General features: G+C 49.1%; 27 protein-coding genes and 4 pseudogenes. 10 read left to right on the top strand and 21 right to left on the bottom strand.

Translation table 11 applies throughout. From position 1 onward, the window contains the following. Window positions 1-51: 51 nt before the first annotated feature. The 4 genes and pseudogenes from rsfS to AC5JO6_RS00815 form a co-directional block, all read right to left on the bottom strand. Entirely contained in the window at window positions 52-504 is a 453-nt protein-coding gene (gene rsfS, locus AC5JO6_RS00830; protein ID WP_496079124.1) for a ribosome silencing factor, read from the bottom strand. 135 nt (window positions 505-639) lie between these two features. Further along, window positions 640-1242 (bottom strand): bis(5'-nucleosyl)-tetraphosphatase (symmetrical) YqeK, encoded by a 603-nt coding sequence (gene yqeK, locus AC5JO6_RS00825; protein WP_496079139.1) that lies wholly within the window; start codon window positions 1240-1242, stop codon window positions 640-642. Window positions 1243-1949: 707 nt separating this feature from the next. Continuing rightward, window positions 1950-2231, bottom strand: coding sequence for a hypothetical protein (locus tag AC5JO6_RS00820; RefSeq protein ID WP_496079140.1), 282 nt, complete (start codon window positions 2229-2231; stop codon window positions 1950-1952). A 47-nt stretch (window positions 2232-2278) separates the two neighbouring features. After that, a pseudogene (locus AC5JO6_RS00815) lies at window positions 2279-2482 on the bottom strand (DUF4158 domain-containing protein); the annotation flags it as partial. Between AC5JO6_RS00815 and AC5JO6_RS00810 the strand changes: the two are divergent. Both AC5JO6_RS00810 and AC5JO6_RS00805 read left to right on the top strand, forming a co-directional pair. After that, window positions 2428-2742, top strand: coding sequence for a tyrosine-type recombinase/integrase (locus tag AC5JO6_RS00810; RefSeq protein ID WP_496079123.1), 315 nt, complete (start codon window positions 2428-2430; stop codon window positions 2740-2742). The pseudogene AC5JO6_RS00815 and the gene AC5JO6_RS00810 sit on opposite strands and share 55 nt — an antisense overlap. Continuing rightward, entirely contained in the window at window positions 2743-2952 is a 210-nt protein-coding gene (locus tag AC5JO6_RS00805) for a hypothetical protein (protein WP_496079122.1), read from the top strand. It begins immediately after the preceding gene. 263 nt (window positions 2953-3215) lie between these two features. On the opposite strand, the gene AC5JO6_RS00800 is transcribed toward AC5JO6_RS00805, so the two are convergent. From AC5JO6_RS00800 to AC5JO6_RS00785, 4 genes and pseudogenes are all read right to left on the bottom strand, one after another. Beyond that, entirely contained in the window at window positions 3216-3368 is a 153-nt protein-coding gene (locus AC5JO6_RS00800) for an NAD(P)H-dependent oxidoreductase (protein WP_496079121.1), read from the bottom strand. A 17-nt stretch (window positions 3369-3385) separates the two neighbouring features. After that, entirely contained in the window at window positions 3386-4270 is an 885-nt protein-coding gene (locus tag AC5JO6_RS00795) for a polysaccharide deacetylase family protein (protein ID WP_496079120.1), read from the bottom strand. Between the two features lie 104 nt (window positions 4271-4374). Next, window positions 4375-5109 carry a glutathione S-transferase family protein gene (locus AC5JO6_RS00790; RefSeq protein ID WP_496079119.1) on the bottom strand — a complete coding sequence of 245 codons (735 nt, stop codon included), beginning with the start codon at window positions 5107-5109 and terminating at the stop codon, window positions 4375-4377. Between the two features lie 23 nt (window positions 5110-5132). Continuing rightward, window positions 5133-5996 (bottom strand): annotated as a pseudogene (locus AC5JO6_RS00785) (NAD(P)-dependent oxidoreductase). Between the two features lie 195 nt (window positions 5997-6191). Between AC5JO6_RS00785 and AC5JO6_RS00780 the strand changes: the two are divergent. Continuing rightward, on the top strand, window positions 6192-7088 hold the full coding sequence (locus tag AC5JO6_RS00780) for a helix-turn-helix domain-containing protein (RefSeq protein ID WP_496079118.1): 897 nt from the start codon (window positions 6192-6194) through the stop codon (window positions 7086-7088). An 18-nt stretch (window positions 7089-7106) separates the two neighbouring features. Here the strand turns inward: AC5JO6_RS00780 and AC5JO6_RS00775 are convergent. Then, window positions 7107-7274 (bottom strand): annotated as a pseudogene (locus AC5JO6_RS00775) (N-acetyltransferase); the annotation flags it as partial. 106 nt (window positions 7275-7380) lie between these two features. On the opposite strand from AC5JO6_RS00775, the gene AC5JO6_RS00770 reads away from it, so the two are divergent. From AC5JO6_RS00770 to ppsA, 7 genes are all read left to right on the top strand, one after another. Beyond that, window positions 7381-8286 (top strand): helix-turn-helix domain-containing protein, encoded by a 906-nt coding sequence (locus AC5JO6_RS00770; RefSeq protein ID WP_496079117.1) that lies wholly within the window; start codon window positions 7381-7383, stop codon window positions 8284-8286. A gap of 90 nt (window positions 8287-8376) precedes the next feature. Beyond that, window positions 8377-9093: a dienelactone hydrolase family protein gene (locus AC5JO6_RS00765; RefSeq protein WP_496079116.1), complete on the top strand. Its 717-nt coding sequence runs from the start codon at window positions 8377-8379 to the stop codon at window positions 9091-9093. Window positions 9094-9190: 97 nt separating this feature from the next. Further along, window positions 9191-9886, top strand: a complete 696-nt coding sequence (locus AC5JO6_RS00760) for a hypothetical protein (protein ID WP_496079115.1) — start codon at window positions 9191-9193, stop codon at window positions 9884-9886. Between the two features lie 174 nt (window positions 9887-10060). Then, window positions 10061-10297 carry a DUF6597 domain-containing transcriptional factor gene (locus AC5JO6_RS00755; protein WP_496079114.1) on the top strand — a complete coding sequence of 79 codons (237 nt, stop codon included), beginning with the start codon at window positions 10061-10063 and terminating at the stop codon, window positions 10295-10297. Window positions 10298-10314: 17 nt separating this feature from the next. Next, a complete protein-coding gene (locus AC5JO6_RS00750; protein ID WP_496079113.1) occupies window positions 10315-10953 on the top strand; it encodes a glutathione S-transferase family protein in 639 nt (212 codons plus the stop codon). Window positions 10954-11036: 83 nt separating this feature from the next. Continuing rightward, window positions 11037-11420, top strand: a complete 384-nt coding sequence (locus AC5JO6_RS00745; RefSeq protein WP_496079112.1) for a hypothetical protein — start codon at window positions 11037-11039, stop codon at window positions 11418-11420. A 91-nt stretch (window positions 11421-11511) separates the two neighbouring features. After that, window positions 11512-14127, top strand: coding sequence for a phosphoenolpyruvate synthase (gene ppsA / locus AC5JO6_RS00740; RefSeq protein ID WP_496079111.1), 2616 nt, complete (start codon window positions 11512-11514; stop codon window positions 14125-14127). A 187-nt stretch (window positions 14128-14314) separates the two neighbouring features. On the opposite strand, the gene AC5JO6_RS00735 is transcribed toward ppsA, so the two are convergent. The 12 genes and pseudogenes from AC5JO6_RS00735 to AC5JO6_RS00680 all read right to left on the bottom strand — a co-directional run bounded on the left by AC5JO6_RS00735 (window position 14315) and on the right by AC5JO6_RS00680 (window position 21744). After that, window positions 14315-14707 carry a GFA family protein gene (locus AC5JO6_RS00735; RefSeq protein ID WP_496079110.1) on the bottom strand — a complete coding sequence of 131 codons (393 nt, stop codon included), beginning with the start codon at window positions 14705-14707 and terminating at the stop codon, window positions 14315-14317. 225 nt (window positions 14708-14932) lie between these two features. Next, a complete protein-coding gene (locus AC5JO6_RS00730) occupies window positions 14933-15115 on the bottom strand; it encodes an Rpn/YhgA-type helix-turn-helix domain-containing protein (protein ID WP_496079109.1) in 183 nt (60 codons plus the stop codon). A 26-nt stretch (window positions 15116-15141) separates the two neighbouring features. After that, window positions 15142-16296 (bottom strand): hypothetical protein, encoded by a 1155-nt coding sequence (locus AC5JO6_RS00725; protein WP_496079108.1) that lies wholly within the window; start codon window positions 16294-16296, stop codon window positions 15142-15144. A 266-nt stretch (window positions 16297-16562) separates the two neighbouring features. Continuing rightward, window positions 16563-17153 carry a TetR/AcrR family transcriptional regulator gene (locus tag AC5JO6_RS00720; RefSeq protein WP_496079107.1) on the bottom strand — a complete coding sequence of 197 codons (591 nt, stop codon included), beginning with the start codon at window positions 17151-17153 and terminating at the stop codon, window positions 16563-16565. A 5-nt stretch (window positions 17154-17158) separates the two neighbouring features. Further along, complete coding sequence (locus AC5JO6_RS00715; protein WP_496079106.1) at window positions 17159-17596, bottom strand: GFA family protein; 438 nt, start codon at window positions 17594-17596, stop codon at window positions 17159-17161. 141 nt (window positions 17597-17737) lie between these two features. After that, window positions 17738-18091: a nuclear transport factor 2 family protein gene (locus tag AC5JO6_RS00710; RefSeq protein WP_496079105.1), complete on the bottom strand. Its 354-nt coding sequence runs from the start codon at window positions 18089-18091 to the stop codon at window positions 17738-17740. A 116-nt stretch (window positions 18092-18207) separates the two neighbouring features. Beyond that, a pseudogene (locus tag AC5JO6_RS00705) lies at window positions 18208-18616 on the bottom strand (RidA family protein). A 78-nt stretch (window positions 18617-18694) separates the two neighbouring features. Then, window positions 18695-19072 carry a hypothetical protein gene (locus AC5JO6_RS00700; protein WP_496079104.1) on the bottom strand — a complete coding sequence of 126 codons (378 nt, stop codon included), beginning with the start codon at window positions 19070-19072 and terminating at the stop codon, window positions 18695-18697. A 20-nt stretch (window positions 19073-19092) separates the two neighbouring features. After that, entirely contained in the window at window positions 19093-19380 is a 288-nt protein-coding gene (locus AC5JO6_RS00695; protein WP_496079138.1) for a hypothetical protein, read from the bottom strand. A gap of 72 nt (window positions 19381-19452) precedes the next feature. Then, on the bottom strand, window positions 19453-20148 hold the full coding sequence (locus AC5JO6_RS00690; protein WP_446876844.1) for a stage II sporulation protein M: 696 nt from the start codon (window positions 20146-20148) through the stop codon (window positions 19453-19455). A gap of 53 nt (window positions 20149-20201) precedes the next feature. Then, a complete protein-coding gene (locus AC5JO6_RS00685; protein ID WP_496079103.1) occupies window positions 20202-20993 on the bottom strand; it encodes a CPBP family intramembrane glutamic endopeptidase in 792 nt (263 codons plus the stop codon). 28 nt (window positions 20994-21021) lie between these two features. Beyond that, window positions 21022-21744, bottom strand: coding sequence for a CPBP family intramembrane glutamic endopeptidase (locus AC5JO6_RS00680; RefSeq protein ID WP_496079102.1), 723 nt, complete (start codon window positions 21742-21744; stop codon window positions 21022-21024). Window positions 21745-21755 lie beyond the last annotated feature (11 nt).

The following is a 21755-nucleotide window of genomic DNA, read 5'->3' as shown; positions in this document are numbered from 1 at the left end:
ACTGCTGTTTCAGCCTATTGTGCTACGCTGCCTAATTGGATAAAGTCGAGCTTAGTGAGAAGCGATTTTTTGCTGGTCGATCGCGGCAAAATCGACGCGCTCTGCATGACCCCAAAAGGCTTCCAGATTGTAGAATTCTCGCTCTTGCGGCATCAAGATATGGACAATCACATCGCCGTAGTCCTGGAGTGTCCAGCTACCTTCTGACTGCCCTTCGGTGCGGATGGGAGTGCGCTGCAATTCCTCTTCAACCTTGTCTTTGACGGAACCCGCGATCGCCCGTACCTGCGCTTTTGAAAAGCCCGTCACGATCACAAAGTAATCTGCCAGCGTAGAGATATCGGCAACCCGCAGGAGCGTAATATCAGCGGCTTTACGATCGTCAGCGGCATGGGCAGCCGCGATCGCCAGTTGCAGGCTCGAATCATCTTCGGTGCTAGGAGTACCCTCGCTAGCAGTGGCTAAGACAGACGTTAGAGAGGATTCTTGAGCGTAGTTTGGCATTCAATCTCCAGCTTCGTAGGGTAATTAAACAGTTGCGAGTCAGAAAAGGGTCATTCAAGTTTGATCAGAGGTTGATCAAAGCAACATTGTTTCGTCTTTAACATCTTAGATTGAGAAGCATTCAGAGCTTGAACGTCATTGAGACTGAATCTTGGCGGGCGCGGGCGTTTTCTTGTGAGTCAACCCCAGCGCCCAGTTGCGAGTGAGTACCATACGGGGATGAATTTGCTGAGCGCGAGACAACAGATAGCGCAAGGATTCATCGCAGGTTAGCCAAACAGCGCGATAGAGGTCTTGCTGGCTACTTTGACGTAACACATCCAATTCTGGTGTGTCTCCGCGACCAGGCTCCAGACTATCGGCTAGAAAAACGACACAACTCAACGCACTCATGCCAGGGCAGCCCAGCGTATGGTTGCGAATAGCATCCAGCACTGCCTCATCCTGAATACCAAACTCGTCTCTAGCGACGATCGCGCCTACTGCGGCATGAAGCAAATGCGGATTTGCCATATCGACTGGATCAAGCACGATTCCTTCAGCTTGCGCCATTTGCAGCAGACGTTGCGGCTTAAAAAACTTCGCCAGATCGTGCATTAGACCTGCCTGTGCAGCTTGCGCTTGATCAAGCTGATGACACTGAGCCAGCTCGATTGAGCACTGCTCTACACGCAGAATATGTTGCAGTCGACTGATGGGCACGTTTCTTTGCAGCCAGCGAATGATGCGATCGCGCAACTCGACGGACATCACTGAGGCAGAGGTGCTGACATGAGGGTTATCAGACGGTAGTGTCGTAGCAGCTTGTGAATGATCATCAAACGGCACACGGTTCAAAGACTGAGCGTTTGGAGACTGAGGAGATGCGGCAGAGAGCGCTTTGTCGGCAATCCGCTCTACAGACTGCTTCACAGGCTTCAGATGCCCTACATCTGCGGTGTCATAAGAATCCATGTTGCCGTCTAATTCACGCATTCAGACAAGGGTCTCCTAGTTTGCACTGAGAGTGTTCAGGCTGAGAGGGTAAGTTGCAGTGAACGACAGTGTACGAAATCAAAAACTTGCTTGGAAATGTGGAGCCTCTTCATTCTAGCTCACCCCTTCCGGTTGCTTTCGACCCAACGGCAAAATTCAAAATTCGCAACACAACCCCTGCGGTGATAACTGCTTGCCTGTCCTAGCGTGACTACTTTTGACCGCACGGGAGTTCCCATTGAGTTGCAACCTTCGCTCCTAAACAAGCAAGTTGAAAGCAAGCAGGCTGGTCGGCGGATAGTATACAAATTCAGTTCCTCTTGGGGCATAAAATAGCTTTCCAAGGCACTGAAGCGACGGCTATGGGGTCGGTAGATGGCACCAGAACGCAAGTCTGGACGCAAAAGCCAGAGTGCCGTCCGTTCGTCGTAACCACGGTCTAGCCCCTCGGATGGCACCACGTAAGGTCGTCAGGCTGCTGGGAGAAAGCCAGTCGGCGCCGCCTCCGGCAGCTTGCGACGCATACCGGCATGGATCTCACGCACCCACTGCAGGGCTTGCTGCCAGCCCTGATCTTCCTGGCGAGACTGACACCGAGGGTGGACAGGAACCGACTGGCGAAGTGCCGCACCCGTTTGGACGACTTGCCGAAGTCGTCCACGTAGGTATCCTTTGCCGGGCGAATCAGTGGCTGTGAGGGGTTGGATTTGTCGTTGGTGGTGTTGCTGTGTGCTGGTGCGGTGCCGTAACAAGCCAAGAGTGCTGGTGAAACCGCTACCTGTTGAGCCACGTACTGGATGACCACGTGAGGACTCTGCAAGCGGTGCTCTGGAAAGCAGCCCAGTTGCAGTGCAAAACCCAAACGGTTGGAATCGCCTCGAACGGCATCAAGTGCTTGTTGTTCCGCAGGCGAGAGCCCAAAGAAGCGGTTTAACTCCTCCTGGCTGATTGCCTCTGGAAACCGATGCCATTGGTCTTGCTCGGCTTGGGAGAGCAATTGCACGGGCAGGATGCAAACAGGGCAAACTGTCCCATGATGGTTTGTCAATGGGTCGGACGTTGCTGAGTCGTCTCGGTAGCCATGCAGCGCTCACGTTCCCAGTGCCTCCTCACAGGCTGCGTCATGGTTGTGGCTACAAGCTGGTTAAGGACGGGCATGACCCACGCTCGATTCAGCACTCTCTGGGGCACAAGAACATTCAGCAGACGGTGCGCGACACAGAGTTAGCGTCGGCTTGCTTTAGTGACTTCCGGCACGACTGAATGCTTGAACGACCAAAGATCTTTCCGTTGCGATCACTAAGCCTGTTCGCGATCGTAGCACTGATTGTTTTTGCCTTTAAGGTTCGTCCACCCCAGCGATCGCAGGTCACCGACAAAACACCTAGTCCGAGGGTCGTGGGTCTGGTTTCGCTGCTTGCGTCGAGTGTGTTCATGGCATTAAGTCTGGTCATTGATGTTGTACTTGGCTAGGCGATCGTTGGAATTTAACTGACGCTTTATGCTCTGATGATCAAACTCGTTTCTCAATGGTCACGCTCGGCAAGATGGGGAAACGCCCACCAGTTAGCACTCGCAGGTGGAGCACTGTTGACCTATGTCTGGTATGGGTTTCCTCACCCCCCGGCTGCGGGTTCAAAGGGCGTTGTTGATTTGATTGGCAATGGCATCTTCGCGATCGGTGCGATCGTTCTGCTTGTGCTTAGCGCAAAGCGCAACTCCGAAAGAACCGCTCATCATACTGTGCAAGGATTGTGACCCAGATCTCGATAGGTAACGGTATCGTTGGGATGCTGCTGTTTCCATTGCTCGACAAACTCTTTAGTCATGCGGCGAGAGCGCGATCGCTCTCTACGTGGACTCGCATCAATGTGCAATAGATGTTTCATATTTGAATCTCCTGTTTCTACACTAAAGACTTTGTTTTTGAAATCTGAGTTGTGTTCGCATAGTAATCGGCAATATCGTCGCTCGTCGTTAACCAAACACCTTCATGCCCCGTGATGTATTCCAGTGCCTTTTCAAGGTACTTGTGACGAAACGGCTGATTGATAATAAAGGGGTGTAAACAAAGCGCCATCACTCTGCCTGACTGCTCTCCCTCTTTGTAGAGCTGATCGAATTGATCGACGACTGTACGGTAAAAGTCTTCTCCAGATAGACCTTTATTGACCAACAACATTCCGTCATTGAGTTCGATCGAATAGGGTACAGATATCATGCCTGCAATATTGAGCGGGAATGGCTGATCGTCAGCACACCAATCCAGGACATAGGAAAGACCGAGTTCCTTGAGTAGCTCTGGAGTTTCAAAGGTTTCTGTGAGACCTGGTCCCAGCCAGCCCTTGATCGATTGTCCAGTTGCATCCGAGATGGTTTTGACCACAGCAGTCAGATAGCTGCGCTCTTGCTCAACCGTCATATTGGCGTGGAGAATCGAGTTGTTCTTGCCGTGAGCAACCCAAGCCCAATTGCGCTCCTTCCCTGCATCAATGATTTGAGGGTAACGGCTGCAACAGTCCGAGTTAAGCAGAACTGTGGCACGTATGTTATATCTGTCCAGGGTCTCAATCATGCGCCAAATGCCTACCCGGACACCATAGTCGCGCCAACCGTAGTTCAGCGGATCAGGTTTTAGATGCGCTGTGCCGTCAAAGATGTTGAATGACGGTTTGTCAACTTCATAGTGTTCAATATTCAAGCCAACATAAAACGCGATCCGCGCACCGTCTGACCAAATCAGCTTGGGGCGATTGACGATCGGCGAATAGCTGTAAAGCGTATTGTCCATTTTGATCTCCAATGCTTGGAATTCACACAATCAGTCAGCACCAGTTAAGACGAAGCAGTGTCATCTGGTGTGACAAGTCTGTTCTGATCAATTTCCTGATGTTGCTAAGCAACTAAACGCGACACTTGCGGCATCCGGGAAGCAGCGTGCAACTCCTCCAACGTCACATGACCCATAAACTTGCTACTGGCGATCGCTGCCTGGTCATTCTCAATTGCTTCAGCAAATAGGACAGCAGGGTCAGACTTCAGCTTCTGCAAATACCTGTGTAGATTGGGATACATCTGCTGCAAGTCAAAGAGCTGATGATAGTCCACCCAACGACCAATCCCAGCCAAGTAGGCATCGGCTAACGTGCGGGTTTTGCCGCCTAACAGCCATTCCTGATTGACTAGAAATGTATCCAGGTAGGCACAATTTTTAGCAACTTCTGCTCGTCCAACAGTTCTCAGCAGTTCGCGATCGGCTGGCTCCAGATCTGGCATTTCATCAGCTGTCCAGAGGGGATTAAACGCTGCATAAAAGTCAGTGTTGAGATAGGCTAACATCTGGTTGAGGCGATCGAACTTTCGTGTACCCTGACGAAAGCCCAAGCCTTGATCCAAACCACGATTCGCCAGATGCATCAAAATTGCGAAGCTTTCAGTTAATGTCTGCCCATCCTCTAGCAGCAGCGCGGGAGTCAGGTACAGCGGGTTGATATAACCATAGAGCGGGTTCCACGGGTGCTGAAGCATTTCAATACGACAGAGCTGGTAGGGCTGACCGAGCCATTCGAGTGCCACGATCGAGCCAAATGAACTGCCTTGTGGCACACCATAAAACAATACAGGTTGCATAAGATAACTCCTAAAAGACTTACTCAACGAAGTACTTTGATTAGCGCAGCGGCTTCTTCATTGCCGTAACCTGCCGCCATTGCTCGTTTGAACAGCCCTGAAGCGAATGTGGGAAATTCAGCATTGATCTGGGCGGCTTGAGCGGTTTTCACCAATCGTTCTGTCGCTTCCACAGAAATTTTGAGCGGACTTTCGGAAACCGTGTAATCTCCTGTCTGAATGACCGTCCCTTCGTGTTTGAGAAACTCGCCAAAGCTCGGTGCAATATCCGCGACAATGGAGCCGTAGGTATTGACGCGAAAGCCCTCCGCCTCGCAAATACGAGCACCGTGAAAAAAGCCAAGCACTGCACCGTAGATGTAGGAAAGCGTTGCTAAATCCATTGCAGAGGCGGAACCAATCTGCTCACCTAGATAGGTCAAATTGCCGCCTAAAATCTTGAGCAGCGATTCACTCTGCCGGAATGTAGTTTCGGCACCCGACACCAGAATGGGCGTGTCTGGTCTTCCCATCTGGCTGGGAGCTGCCTGAATCGCACCATCGAGGTAGCCCGCACCTCGCTCTTTCGCCCAACTTTCGCTATCTCGTGCTTCTTAGGGGCTACCTGTAGTCAACTGAATCAGAATGCGTCCAGCGAGAGCAGCAGCGACTTCTTTGGTAGCAAGAATCTGGTTCGTAGCTGAATAATCATGAACGCAAACTACGATGATGGGACTGGCACTAACGGCAGCAGCGGCGTTGGGAGCAAGCACGGCTCCTGCTTGAACCAGTGATTTCGCTTTGGCGATCGTCCGGTTCCAGACCGTCACGCGATATCCGTTTTGCAGCAGCAACTGAGCCAATGTTGAACCCATTGTTCCTAGACCAATCACTGAAGCTTCTAGCATTGTGTGTTCTCCCTATGCTGAGATTGCAGAGCAACCAATCTAAATGAATGACTCTTTCACCTTAGGGAAACCTCTCACGATTCAACTATCAAAATCCTGTGCAACTATCAAAATCCTGCAACCAGTTTTCAGGCGACCCAACAGAAAGGCTCTGAAAGTGAATAGAATCAGAACTAGACATATTGGGTTTGCAAAATGAAGACACTTTTCACCCATCTGGCTGGAACCACTGACTTGCCTATCTGGTCGAGTCAAGCCCAGGGTTGGAACCATATTCTGGTTGAGCAATTTCAGCACCCTCCCGGCGAGGAGAAGAGTCATTTCAGCGAAGAACACGCCATTTGTCTGTCTCTGGCTCCTCGCCCAGTGCGCCTATTGCAAATTAAGGGCAGCAAAACCCATGTAGGCTTGCAATCCAAAGGGGACGTTTCGCTTACGCCTGCAAAGATTCCATCTTATTTCCGTTGGGAGAGTGACGATAGTTGTTTGCAAATTCGTATTGCATCGCAGTTTATCCAGACTGTTGCTAGGGAGACGATAAGTGCTTCGCACGGACAAGTCAACGCCACCGATTCCGATCGCTTAGAATTGCGCCTGGAATTTCAGACTCGCGATCCACAGCTTGAAGCAATCGGCATGATGCTGCTGGCTGAACTCAAGCAGGAAGGTATTGGCGGAAAACTCTACATTGAATCGTTGTCAAATGTACTGGCAGTGCATCTGATCAGACAGTACGCAGCTTCCAAATCTCGGTTTATCGTTTACGAAAGTGGTTTATCTGAACGTCAGGTTCTGCAAGTCGTAGAGTACATTGATGTCCATCTCCATCAAGACATCAAACTGGCTGATCTGGCGACCTTACTCAACATTAGTAAATCCCATCTCAGCCACCGATTCAAACAATCGATCGGCATGACTCCCTATCAATATCTGCTGCAACAGCGAATTGAACGGGCAAAGCAGTTGTTGAAGAAGGGCGATCGCTCCATCATGGACATTGCTTTCCTATGTGGATTCAACAGCCACAGTCATCTCAGCAAACAGTTCCGCCAGCTTACAGGCATGACCCCAAAAACCTACAGAGTGAATTAAACAACTTTCTCTGTGTCTTTAGAGCTTCTTGAAGTATCTGGCAACTGGAAACAGCCCGAAGCCTGCCTTTTCGTATATATGACGTGCTGGGGCATGACCAGGATCACCTCCGGTCTCAACCATCGCAACAGACATCCCAGCCTCTTTCATCCAATTCAGAGCGAATTTCGTCAGAGCGGTGCCAATGGCAATGTTCTACATAAGCTTGGCAGGGTAAAAGGCACAATATAAGATTGCTCAAGCGATTGGTCAAAGCCGCTCAAAGGAGTTAGGAAACGTAGCGAGGGATAAGATGACGACACAACCCATTAGGGTGATTGATTACAGCGAAGCAAATGCTGCTCATTCGTTATTGCCCAAGCCGTCCATCCTTTCAAGCTCTGGCTGGAGTCAATTACATCTAGAGGTCTTTCAGCAACCCAAATTTGAAATTGCTGAACACCAGCACACGATGCATGTGATTGCCCACTCGCCCATTTCTAACCATTTTCCTGCATCCTCCACTGGAGAGCGCTGGTTAGATAGCAAGGTATGTCACGAAACGCGCCATCAGGGGGAAATTGCGATCGTTCCGGCGGGGGTTACCCATCGCTGTAACTGGAATGCCTCGGTTGAGTTTATGGTGCTGGCGATCGAGCCTGTACTGCTTCAGCAAGTTGGGCAGGATGCTGTGGATGTTGATCAGATTGAACTCCCTCCCCAGTTCATGAATCAAGTCGATCCGTTGATTCAAGGCATCTTTCTAACACTGAGAGAGGAATTAGAGTTTGGCAAAATTGGCAGTAATTTGTTGATCGATAGCCTCAAAACAACCTTAGCCACTCATCTGCTACGCAACTACTGTACTTTCCAACCGAGGCGATTCGGTAATGAAACTGGTTTATCTCAATTCAGACTGGGACAGATCAAGGAGTATATCAACGAACATCTGAATTGGGATCTGAAACTGATTGAGTTAAGCGCGATCGCTCAACTCAGTCCTTATCATTTTCTGCGTCTATTTAAGCAACATATGGGCATCACTCCGCATCAATACATTCTGCAACAACGAATTGAACGGGCAAAGCACCTGCTGCAACACAGCAACCTCAGCATTGCAGACATTGCTGTGCGAACAGGATTTTCTGACCAAAGCCACTTAACGAGATGCTTTAAAGGCAGATTTGGTGTAACGCCCAAACAACTGCTGCAAGATTGATCGCAAGAATTTACTAAAATCCCGCAACTTTTTTCTAGCATTCTGAACCACCAGCTTTTTAAGTTATGAACAGGCTTTGCTGGAGAGAAAATGAAAATCAGCACAAACGAGGTGCTAATCGAAACATCGGATGGACAAATGCCTGCTGTGCTAGTGACACCGACTCAACCCGATCGCAAACCCGCCATTTTGCTACTAATGGAAGCATTTGGATTAACCTCACACATTCGAGCTGTCGCAGCCCGAATTGCGAACGAAGGCTATATAGTGCTTATTCCAGACCTTTACTACCGTGAATTGCCTCACAATAAGTTTGGCTATGACCAGGTAGAACAGGCAATGGCGATAATGTGGCGCTTGGACTTCGGCAAACTAATGGAAAACGACTTACGAGCCGCGCTAGCTTATTTGACGTCACACCAATTGGTGAATCCTAGTCGTATTGGGGTAGCAGGATTCTGTTTGGGCGGTGGCTTGACCTTCTTCACAGCCTGCAAGCTATCCGATGAAATTGCAGTAGCGGCTTCCTTTTACGGCATGGTGCTTGATGAATGGATTGAGTCTGTAAAAGAGATCACAGTGCCCGTCTACGTGTTTTTTGGCGGTAAAGATCCGTTCATTTCAAGCGATCGCATTGGGCAGATCGAATCCCGATTTCAAGTCCTAGAGAAAGACTATCGGCTGAAGATCTATCCAGACGCAGGGCACGGTTTTTTCTGTGATGAAAGGTCTGACTACAATCCATCAGCAGCAGCAGATGCATGGTCTGAACTGCTGCAATTCTTTGATCAACACTTAAACAGTTAGACTACGGTTTATCAATTCGTGATTTTATATTGACTGTTTGTTCAGTCATAAATACACTGAAAAGTAAGCAAGAACTCTGCAAACCGTTGGAGGAAGAATGATGATTTGGCAAGAAGTCATTGAAGACAGCAATGTTTGGGTTTACGAATACGTGGCAAATGGGTACAAAGCGAATGCGGTCGCAGTGACACTCGAAGACGGTGAACTCGCGATCGTCAGTCCACCGATTGGACTATCAGAAGCCGATTTTACTGAAATTGATGCAAAGGGACAGGTAACAGCACTGATCGCCCCGCATTCTGCACATGATTTAGGGCAAAACGAGTGGCAAGCCCGTTATCCCGATGCAATTCCCTATGCTCCTACAATTGCGATCGAGCAACTGAAGCATGTAGGACAACGATCGTTTACACCCGTTTCTAAGTTATTTGCTTCAACTGTGGAGTTTCGAGAAGTTCCGGGCACGAAGAAAGGCGGAACAATCGCCATCTCGCGTCGAGGTAAACGACCGATTGTCTATCTTGATGAACTAATCATCAACTGGTCATCGCTCCCCCATAATTGGACAAGATTCTGGTTCCAGTTCAGCAACAGTGCGCCCAGACTCAGAGTCAATCAGATTTACAAACAAATGTTTTGCCCCGATCTACAAGCAGTCGTGCAGACGGTGTTGGGAGCGTTAGAGGGCGATCCAGCGATCGTACCCGCACATGGAACTCCCCTGGTTCAAGTCGGTGATGCCGCACGGGTACGGGCACTTGTCGAATCCTTAACCAAACCAGTCGCAAATTAGATGATTTTTTCTGAACGCCTGGATCAGCTTTGTAGTACATTGTACTACAATTGAGATTGATGACCTCGTCGCGCTAGCTTTTCGCTCAAAGGACATTGAGATGCGTGAATTGAAGTATTTCATCGCCTGTACCATCGATCGCTCATCGACCGCGAAAATGGTTCTTTCACCGCTATGATCCACCAGACGACTTATCGACCAAGATCGCCCCTCTCACAGTGCATAGAATTTTTTTGGTTTCGGGAGGGCGATCATCTGCCACAATCCCAGTCGTGCTTGCTACCGATCGGCTCAATGGAGTTAGTCATCAACCTGCACGAGGACAGGATTCCCCTGTTTGATCGGCAGAGTCGGGCAGAGTGTGGCAGCACGAACGGCACCATGATTTGTGGCATACATACAGTTATTTAAGAGTGAGGGTTCACTAAATGACCGATCTGATTCTCACCACTTTCGATTGGGTTCCCGAAGCTCCGCGAGGCTATGTGCGCGACTTACGTGTGCGTTGGGCACTAGAAGAGGCTGAATTACCCTACCGCGTCAATAGTGTGCCATTTCGCGATCGAGGGATCGATCATTTCTCGCACCAACCCTTCGGACAGGTGCCGTGGTTGACCGATAGAGACATTTCTATCTTCGAGAGTGGTGCCATCCTGCTTCATCTCGGCGAACTGAGTAGCAAGCTGATGCCTACCGAGCCGCACGATCGGAGTGATGTCAAGGAATGGCTATTTGCAGCGATCGCTTCAGTCGAAGCCGCGAGCCAGCCCTGGTCATTCTTCAAGTTCTCAGGTGACACCGACGAAACTCCAATGCGGAAGTTTTTTGATAGCTTCCTTGAGGCTCGGCTCAAGCACATGGAAACCGTCTTGGCAGGACACGAATGGTTGGTCGGCACCTTCTCCATCGCCGATATTCTCATGGCGGATGTGCTGCGCCTTGTCGATCGATTCGACGGGTTGGCGGTATATCCTGCCTGCCGCGACTATGTGGCGCGCGCCACGGCACGCCCGTCGTTTGTGAAGGCACACGCAGACCAGATGGCGCATTTTGCTGCGGCAGACTGAACCACCGATCGTATCAAGTTGGTTGGTGGAGTCCGATATGAGCCAATGCGAGTCGCCAACTATTTCGGAGAGAGGATGATCTCATGAAAAAGCTATTGCTGAGTACCACTGCTGTTTATATGGGGCTACTCGGACTCGGATTCATCTTTGCTCCACGAGAAATCGGTATCGGTGCCGTTCCAGCAGATGCACCCGCCGCGCTGATCGCCTATCTCCGGGTGTTCGGCAGCACCTTTCTGGGGATTGCCGTTCTCAACTGGACGGCTCGGAACGCGGAGCCATCTACAGCACGTCAGGCAATTATCCTCGGCAACATTGTTGGGTTTAGTGTGGGTCCTGCTTTAGATGTATGGGGATTGCTCAGCGGCGCGCGGCAGTTGGCGGTGGTGTTCGGTTTGATTCATCTGCTCATCGCGTCAGCCTTCATCTGGGCATGGCGGGCAAGCAGATCAATCAGCACGAGTTAGAGAATGCTTTTAGCGCAACAATAATGGCACTTCCAACGCTCGTCATACTCTTAACTCTCGAAGCAAAACGCGATCGCAAGGAGGTAAAACTATGAGTTCTGATGTGCTTGCTTTTCAGGACATTGATCAAACAAAAATCGGGATTGTTGGGGGGAAAGGCGCGAATCTGGGAGAACTTTCCAAAATTGAAGGAATACTCGTACCAGAGGGCTTTTGTATTTCTACGATCGCTTTTCAAAGAATCATTGAAGAAACACCGTCGATTAACAGATTACTGGATCAGTTATCGCTTTTGAAGGTAGATGACCAAGCTAAAATCCATGAGCTTAGTACTGAGATTCGCAGAGTGATCGCAGGGATAGTCATTCCTCAAGACATTGATGAAGCGATCGCCCACTTTCTCTCCAGACTTGGTGAAAAAGACGCTTATGCAGTGCGATCGAGCGCAACCGCAGAAGATTTACCGACAGTCTCTTTTGCAGGTCAGCACGATACCTATTTAAACATTATTGGAAAAGAAGCAATCCTAACGCACATCAGCAAGTGCTGGGCATCGCTATTTACCGATAGAGCCGTCACCTACCGCCTGCAAAACGGCTTCGACCATCGTAACGTTTACCTGTCTGTGGTGGTTCAGAAGATGGTCTTTCCGCAGGCGGCAGGCATTTTGTTTACTGCCAATCCCGTCACTTGTAATCGGAAAGTATTATCCATTGATGCCAGCTTCGGGCTTGGGGAAGCATTGGTCTCCGGTCTAGTGAATGCGGATAACTACAAAGTGCAGAACGGTAAGGTAATAGATAAGAAGATATCCACCAAGAAACTGGCTATTTATGCTTTAAAGGATGGCGGTACGAAAGCACAGGAGATTGAGCCTGAGCGGCAGAATAAACAAGTGTTGACGGATGAGCAGATCTTGCAGCTTGAGCGTATTGGTCGGGCGATCGAGGCACATTTCGACAGTCCCAAAGACATTGAATGGTGCCTGGTTGATGATACGTTTTACATGGTTCAGAGTCGTCCGATCACGACTTTATTCCCAATTCCTGAAGCGAATGATCAGGAAAATCACGTCTATGTCTCTGTCGGTCATCAACAAATGATGACCGATGCCATGAAACCATTGGGACTGTCTTTTTGGCTGTTAACGACCCCCAGACCCATGCCTATAGCTGGTGGAAGGTTGTTTGTTGATGTTACCAATATACTGGCTTCACCTGACAACAGAGAAGTTTTATTAGATAGCCTGGGACAATCCGATCCCCTCATAAAAGACGCACTTTTGACTATCGTAGAGCGAGGGGATTTTATCAAATCGTCACCAGACGATAAAAAAGAACTAAGCTTCGGTAAAAGCAATAAAGTTATTTCGCCTGCGGGTTTTCGTACGCAAATCGAAAACGATCCGGCGATCGTTGCTGATTTGATGCAACAGAGTCAAACATCGATCGAAGCATTAAAACAAAACATCCAGACGAAATCAGGATCAGATTTATTTGATTTTATCCTGGAAGATCTCCAGCAATTAAAGAAGATCTTATTTGCCCCGCAAAGTCATAGTGTAATTATGGCTGCGATGGATGCTTCATCGTGGATCAATGAAAAAATGAACGAGTGGTTAGGTGAGAAAAATGCAGCAGACACGCTTTCTCAATCTGTACCCAACAATATTACTTCGGAAATGGGTTTGGAACTATTGGATGTCGCAGATGTGATTCGTCCTTATCCAAAAATAATTGATTATTTACATCATGTAAAAGATGATAGCTTTTTGGACGAGCTGATTCAGTTTGATGGTGGAGAGGAAATCCAGGACGCGATCGCTGTTTTTCTCAACAAATACGGAATGCGATGTGCGGGTGAGATCGATATGACAAGACCTCGTTGGAGCGAAAAACCAATGACGCTTGTCCCCATCATTCTCAGTCATATCAAAAATTTTGAGCCTGGTGCTAGCGATCGGAAATTTGAGCAAGGGCGACAGGAAGCTTTGGAAAAAGAACAAGAGTTATTGGAGCGACTGAAGCAATTACCGGGTGGTGAACAAAAGGCTAAAGAAACAAAACGAATGATCAGCCTGATCCGGAATTTCAGCGGTTATCGTGAATATCCCAAATACGGCATGATTAATCGCTACTTCATTTATAGGCAGGCTTTACTGAAAGCAGCCGAACCACTCGTAAGAACTAAGGTTATTCAGGAAAAAGAAGATATTTACTACCTCACGTTTGAAGAACTTCACGAAGTCGTACGCACAAATAAACTGAATTACCCGATCGTCAGTAAACGAAAAGACGAGTACAAATTCTATGAAAAACTAACGCCACCACGGGTGATCACATCTGACGGTGAAATCATCACGGGTGAGTACAAACGAGAAAATCTTCCAGCCGCAGCGATGGTAGGTCTGCCTGTTTCCTCCGGAGTGATAGAGGGACGGGCACGGGTCATCTTAAAGATGGAAGCTGCGGATCTGGAAGCTGGAGATATATTAGTCACCGCCTTTACTGACCCTAGCTGGACACCACTATTTGTATCCATCAAAGGTCTAGTCACCGAAGTCGGTGGGCTGATGACCCATGGAGCAGTGATCGCCCGTGAATATGGCTTGCCAGCAGTTGTCGGAGTCGGAAATGCTACCAAACTGATCAAAGATGGGCAACGAATTCGCGTACATGGAACAGAAGGGTATGTAGAAATTCTATAGTGGACGATGTTGCTGACGAATTTGGGGAGTTTCTAATGTTTTATTGACTCCGCGTCGCCCGCTGCTACTTCGTTGTCAAGAATAGGACGGTCTGCTTCAAACCTCCTATTCTTGGCATCAACTTCAGACTATGCGGCGACCTGCGCTGCCGCTGCGTTCTTTGGTGATGGAAATCTTATCATGCGACCTACTCCTCAAAGCGACCCGTGGTGTCACGATCGCGATCGTATCGTCTTGTGAGCGGAAACGGCGGCAACCAGGACTCGCGACGGACGATCCAGCTTTCGTAGGTGGGCATCAGTTGGTCAGAAGCATCCAGGGAGCCGAGGTTCACTTCGATTTCGTCTGCGGTGCGTGCGAAAATGGACGAGCCGCAGCGGGGACAGAAAAACCGCCTGGCGTAGGATTGGGTTTCGCCCTCGATCGTGACTGCATCCTGAGGGAACACCGCAGAAGCGTGAAAAAGCGCCCCATGATGTTTGCGGCAGTCGAGACAGTGACAAAGACCGACTCGATAGGGGAGTCCCAATGCCACAATGCGGACATTACCGCACAGGCAACCGCCAGTGAATCGATTCATGCTACGTCTCCTCTAAAATTAAGCGATCGAAATGGTTACAACGAACAGCACTAATCCACCGCCGTTCGGGATCGAGTCACAACAATTCTTATGAGCATTCTGCTGACGACCAAGTTGAGCAGCAGCAGATCAACCATAGCGATCAACGAAAAGACTCTCAACTGTCCGCTCCAACCGGGTTGTTATGCCGTTTTTTACGATCAACTCTCTGTACACCAATCGACTTCAACTTTGTGCGGAGCTGTTGAGTTGTTGCTGAAGTTGTTGCACTTCTTCGATCGACAATCCCGTTCCACGAGCGACCATTTCAACTGATAAGCCCTCTCGCAGAAAGTTGAGTGCGATCGCCCGATCTCTTTCTTCCTGGACTTCTCTCTGAATTGAACGATAAACAGTAGATTCTTGCATAATATCTCTCCACAAGAACTACTTTGTTAGAGAGAGTTAGAGAGAAACCCGGTCTCTTTGAGCAACCGCTGTAGTTTTGCGTGATCAAGTTTCGTATCCTTCTGGTGATTTCCCCACATAGCAACAAAGAAGTCTTGCATCAGCGCAATGATGCGGCGATAGTTGACAATGCTGGCAACATAGAGCGCATCTAGCTGCATGTCTCCATCAGCATGGATTTGCTCAATGTGATTCAATAATAGCGATCGCAATTCGTAGGGTTGTAAGCCTGCTTTGATATTATATTTTGCCATGATTCTACGCTGATCGTTTTCCGAACAGGCATCATAGACTGGTCGAATCAGGTGTCCTAAATTCCGCAGAACTTCTCCGTAGTCATAAAATATATGCTGCTTAAAGAAAGACTCTTCTTCTTTCGTCAATGCAAAACTCTTGTCCAGTGTCAAACCGAAATCGGTCAAATAAGCCTGTTCACCGTCAGTGAGCACATTTTGAAAATGCGCGTCAAAGTGGATGATTCCTTTCATCCTCAGAAAGTCAACTGTTGCGCGTAAGTCATTCAACGGTTTCTGGAGTTTGTTAGGATTTTCCCGCAGCCATGTTTCCAGAACGTAGGGAATATACTCTAGAAACAAAACTAATTCGTAGTTAGCGATCGCTCGATCTAACACATACTTCCCAGCGTTCTCACTATTACCCCAGGATTCCACATACCTGCTGTGCTGCGACCTATCTACCGCCGCCCGCTGCCCAACAAAAGGAATAATCCGGTAATGGTACATCAGTGGGAAGGTAGCAATTTCTCCCTCCAAGACCCAGTGGGTGGTCTTGAGATGGGTCACGAGTTCACGGAAGACCCCAAAACCCGTGGAAGCAAAGGCACCAATGCCGTAATTACAGTAAGTCGGCAGGTCATAGAGGTTTCTGGTGGAGAACAGGTTGTCATATTCAAGGTTTGTTACTGGAACCCGTTTCACAAAGACTTTGGATTGTCCAAGAATGACGACCTGACTACTTCCCCAACCCGTACTCGACTCATGCGACTCACTGTTGTCAAGCAGAGAATGCAATTCTGCATTGTTCAACTGAGCGACGTGTGAGCTGAGCTTGAAGTATTTCGTTCTTCTGAGTTCGATCGAATTGTGAGCCATTTTCGTTTGAGCTGCCGAATAGTCGATCATGGTGCCTGATACCATTCCTTGATATCGCTTAAAACTGATACTGTCCTCTGATGCTCAAGTAGGGTAGACAGTTCCTCCTAAGCCTTTCGGTAACTCTTGGCTTCTAGGTGTGGATGAACGCTTCAACAGATGATTTTCGCCATTATTCATACAGTGTAAATCGATTCGCCTCCTGAGCATCCCGATGCAGATAGCAGGTGACAAAAGTATGCGCCAATCCCCCATTGCATCAGTTCAGGTGAATGATTCATATTAGACCCATGAACTCAGGGATTCTTACAAAACTCCGCAATCACTTGGGCTTTGACTTCATCTAGCGGAAAATTTTTGGGATAGGTGGAATACATCAGCATGATGCCCTGCAACGTTGAGGAGAAATAGAGCGATCGCTGCCTCGGATTTTCGACTCCCAAGGCTTCAAACATGTCTGTCTGCACCTTAAATTGTTGGGCTTGTTCATCCATCAACTGTTGCGTGTATTTTGCAACGACTGGATCAAGTTTCGGCTGAGTGAACAGATTCAGATAAAACCGAAAGATATCTGGTTTACGGCGTACATCATCCAGTGCCCCCTCTGCAATGTGCTGAATTTGTTGAGCAGGCGTTGGTTTTGTTTGAGCCGCATTCATCACGACTAACACATCATTGATCCGAATCTCCACCAGCGCCGCCAACACCTCCTCTTTACTTTTGAAGTAGTGATACAGTAGCCCTTTTGAAATATCTGCTTGTCTGGCAATATCTTCAATTGACGTGGAGTAATAGCCCTTTTCGCAGAACAAACTCAATGCGGTATTCAGTATTTGTTCAGTGGTGGCACGACGGATGCGATCGTTTTCGGCTGGAGTGCGTGGCATTGTTGTTACTCTTTCACCAGTTCGCGTAAATCAACAGTTTCAGGATATTGAGGCAAGGCATCACTAATCTCAAGCCACGACACTTTTGCTTTCACATACAAATGTGCCACGGGCTGTGTTTTTGGATCATCATCCAGCGTCGCTAAGGGAATCCGCACGTAGTTCATTTCAGGAAATACGCTTGGTAGATTGGAACCACAGATTCGACAAAAATTCCGCACATTGCCCGCTGAGGAGTGATATCCAGTCAACAACGATTCTCCCTGAATCCAGCGGAAATGGTCTGACTGGGCATGACCAAACGTGCCAAATGCGGCTCCATGTACCTTGCGACAGGTTGAACAGTAACAATGGTTAGCAATCAGAAAGCGATCGTTGAGTTCGTACTGCACGCCACCACAGGCACAACTTCCTCTCATGCGAGTACGCTTTGCGTGTGCCATAGACATCGCTCCTTAGATTCAGGGTTAGCCTCCAGCGACCACTACAGCAAGCAGAAAGAACGCGGACTAGTTCGTTTGCTAAAGCCGCTAAGCATCTATATCATAATTATGACTGACTAAACAGTCAGTAGAGACGGCAGGTCAGACCGAGGTTTTGATGACGAAAGCTTTTAATTCGACAATCTGACCGTTGCGAAAGCGCCAGATGTCGCAGTACGAGTAATGAGCCGCCTTTCCGTCTGCGTCCTTCATTGTGATGTCGCCGAGTGCCGTGACGAAATCACCCTCAGCGATTAAGTTAGCGACCCTAAACTTTGGCGGCTCTACGTATGTCGTTGCCATCCATTGGCGAACGGCTTCTTTTCCATTGAGGGTTTTGTCACCTACAAACGTCCACTGCGTGTCGTCGGTGCAGAACGACAAGAATCCTTCATTGTTGCCTTCAGCGATCGCCGCATTTCCCTCTAATAAAATTGCTTTATTGTTCTCTGACATCTGAAACTTTCCTTTGTTTGAGTGGGTGCTTTAACGGAGCGAGGGCAGTTTTTCTATCGGCGCTTCCTTCTCCTCAGCGTAGTCGCCGAATCACCCCGTTGCCACTTGTGCAAAATTCACGGAACAATTGCAGTCACGCGGATTTCAATCCGCATCGCTGGCAGTCCAAGCGCCGCGACTCCTAACTCTGTCCAAATGGGGGCATGGTTGGGCATGTAATGACGAAATAGCCTGACCATCTCATCGTTCACCTCTGGGGGAAACCCGCCAACATGGTAAGAATTGACGTGAACCACATGCTCCCAACCCGCACCAGCAGTCGCCAAGGTTCGCTCTATGTTCCATGTTCCGAAACGCCTGAGCAATCCCGTCCGCAAGCGATTCTGGAATTTGCAGGTTGTCATCCCAACCACCTTGTCCAGATGTCTCCACGCGATCGCCTATTTTTACCGCTTGCGAGTAGTGCAATTTATTCAACATGTATTCCCCATAACCGGGAGTGACAAAAAACTCGGGCTGATTCATGGTGTTCCTTGTGTAGTACGTTTGACTCGATCTCGCGTTGCTGAAACGAGTTTGTTTCAGGATCATCCGCTTTAGACACTAATGTTCAGAATTCACTTGCCATGTAACAACAATGATTTCTGCAAACAGTAAGACAACTATTAGCCGCGAAAACGCTTGTAAAATGGCTTCCATCGTCCAGTTCTGACTCTGAACCTCCCAGATCATCCAAATAATGTTCACTCCAATCACCAACCAGGGTAGAATGACCGCTGAATTGCGGCTGCGATAGAAGCGGATCGTCGTCTCGCGCCAAAATGGGAAAGTACTGAGAATACAAACAATGTAGGATGCTCCTGCGCTGATGAACAGGCTGGTTTGAAGACCCGAAGGCAGGTTTGGGTATCCAAGCGCGATCGCTGTCAGACAAACTCCCAGCGCGAGATACAGGAAAGTAAACAAGGTAAATCGTTTCATTATTTCTTCTCTGGTGAAGCTTATTCTCTGTACCAAACACGCACACATTGAAAGCAGTTGATTGCAAGACCCTGACTGATCATCACTGGGTGAAAAGCATTACTGGTCGTCAATCCGTAAACATCATCACTGGTGCCTTCGATGCGATCGGGTAAAACAACAGTTTCAACATTGATCACCTGGATCGTGCTACTTTCAATCCACTGATTGACCTCACTCACAACCTCAGAGAAGGATTCATACTCGGCAGGTCCGCCGAAGGGTCCCCGTTCCGTAATCCGAGGCGCAAAATCTTTGTACTTAATCATTTGATTCACCATCTTAAAATTGTAGAGTTGACAATCGATTCAAGAAACCATCATGATTTGATCCGTTTAGCGCTACAACAACCATTGGGTCAGCGGAGAAACCAGGTAGCGGAGCGAGAACGCCTCCCAGATCGCGCCGACGATGAACAGTGGGAGCGTGGACAAACTCAACCAACCGAGCTGTTGCAGCCCACGGACGTAACCCTGACGATGGTTCCGAGTACCGATGGTTGCGGGGCGAACCCAAGACCGACCAAGAATGTATGCGCCAAACATCAAGAGAGCGTAAGCTTGGAATTCGATGAGTATCGTCAGCGAGTGCGGGATCAATGCCACCGCCATAATCTTGGTAGTCGGAGCCATAGCTAAACCGAGAGTGAATGTCTTATACGCAAACATGGCGATGCCAGCAAAGGGAACGATCAGCGAAGGGAGCACGATCCACAGCGCGCCGGTCGTGAGGTTGACTCCCAGGATGGTCAGCGAGAACAGCCAGGGGGTATTGATTAGCGATCGGACAAGATCAGCCGTTCCGTTGTCTTCCAGGATGGCTACCCGAGTTGCGCTCAGGTTGGGGAAGACTGTCGCCGCTATCAACCCGGTGATGACTAAGCCATACACAATGGCGTTGATGGTGAAGTAGGCGCGAAAATTAGTGCGAATGATCTGAAGAGGTTTGCGAAGAAATCGCAGAAGCGGGTGTTTGGCACTGGGAGTAAGGGGTCGTTGTGGAGACTGGTCTTTGGTGGCGATCGTTTTGCGTGACATGTTTTAGCTCCGATATTTGGTGATGGATGCAGTGATGCTTGCCAGAAAAAAGCTTAGGCAAATCTTGCCAGCAAAAGGCTAAGAGCAAAGGAAAAGGCATGAACGCTGACATGGGATAACATCGCAGCCTCAAGCGAGTATTGCCAAAAGAGCCAGCCAAACGCAATGCCAGCAATCCCATTGAGTAATATCGCTCGGGCAATCACAACTGGAGTGAGGGGAACGATCGCGGCAGTCGCTGGCAGGTGTAGTAGTCCAAAGACCAACGCGGCTAGAACGATCGCACCCTGGTAAATCCCTTGGCTCGGCAACGTAACGCCTTGTTTTAGACCTTTCCACGCAATCCAAATAAGCAGTGACATTAAACCCCAGCGCATCAAAATTTCCTCAGTGATGCCGCCATAGAACATTGCTGTGAGCAAATTCAACCCACTTAGCTCTGTATGATTGGCAGCCCGTAGCGCTTCAGGGAGGACAGGTTGCATCAACTGATCGAGCAACAAGAGAACGATCGCCGCCGCTGCACCCACACCCAAGCTCCACTTCATCTCAACGGCAAAAGATGGAGACTTAGCGGTGTGAAACACCCAATGATCAATCAAATGGGAGCGTAATCCAACACGATCAGCACAACCAATGCCGACCAGAATGCTGATTGCCAGTAGAACTGTAAGCTGTAGTCCTTGCAGAAGCATTAAAATCCACAATGGCGGCACTTTTGCCAGTGTTTCTGGAGACAGTTTCGCCAACTGTTGCTCAACTAATGGAGCCGACGTAATCGTAACCATCGCAATTCCTGCAATGCCCAAGACAAATAAAATCCCAAATTGTTTCAAAACTGCCATTGATTTAATCTCCAGATGATCCGTCCTATTAGCCCATGCCAGCAGCTACCATCACCGGGATCGTGGGCAAGTTGAAAACGACGTGAACGACGACAGCAGTCCAAACCGATCCACTACGGCGGAAGATCTCGGCAGTGGCAAGACCCGCGACTACGGCTGCGGGAAAGACGATGTTGATGCCATGAGCGAGGGCAAAGATCACGGTGCTACCCACAACCCCGATGAACGAACCGTAGCGCAGCAGCGCGTTGGCGACGACACCCCGGAAGAGCAACTCCTCACCAAGAGGCGTAACGATTCCGAGGAAAAATGTCGCTAAAACCAGAGAGAGTACCCCGCCGCTACCGCCCTCTGCGTAAACACCCTGAACATTGTTGGTGTTCCCGGTGATCTGAATCCAGCCCAGAACTGCCAATCCCTTAAGTACGAAGGCAACCAGTCCGACTCCGACCGCGATGAGCAACCAGCGCCTGGAGACGGGGCGCACACCGAAGGCTTTCAGGGAACGAATCCGAAGTAGCACTGCCGCTGCGAACCCGGCAATCCCGGCGATGCCAGTCCACGAAGTCAAGATCAGTCCGTAAACCACTGGGTCGAGACCGAGCCGCTTGAACTGCCAGATGCCTCCGAACGCTACGATCGCGAAGACGACAAGACCCACAATGATCTCAAGCCAGCCTGGACGAGAGTCCCTGTTTGGTGCGAACGCGGCAGGAGGCTTCTGTGGGCGGTTAGAAGACACTTTAGACATGATGATCAACT

The sequence above is a fragment of the Tildeniella sp. genome (assembly GCF_059505325.1).
The sequence above is the reverse complement of the archived record's forward strand: the minus strand, read 5'-3'. Positions and strand labels throughout refer to the sequence as shown.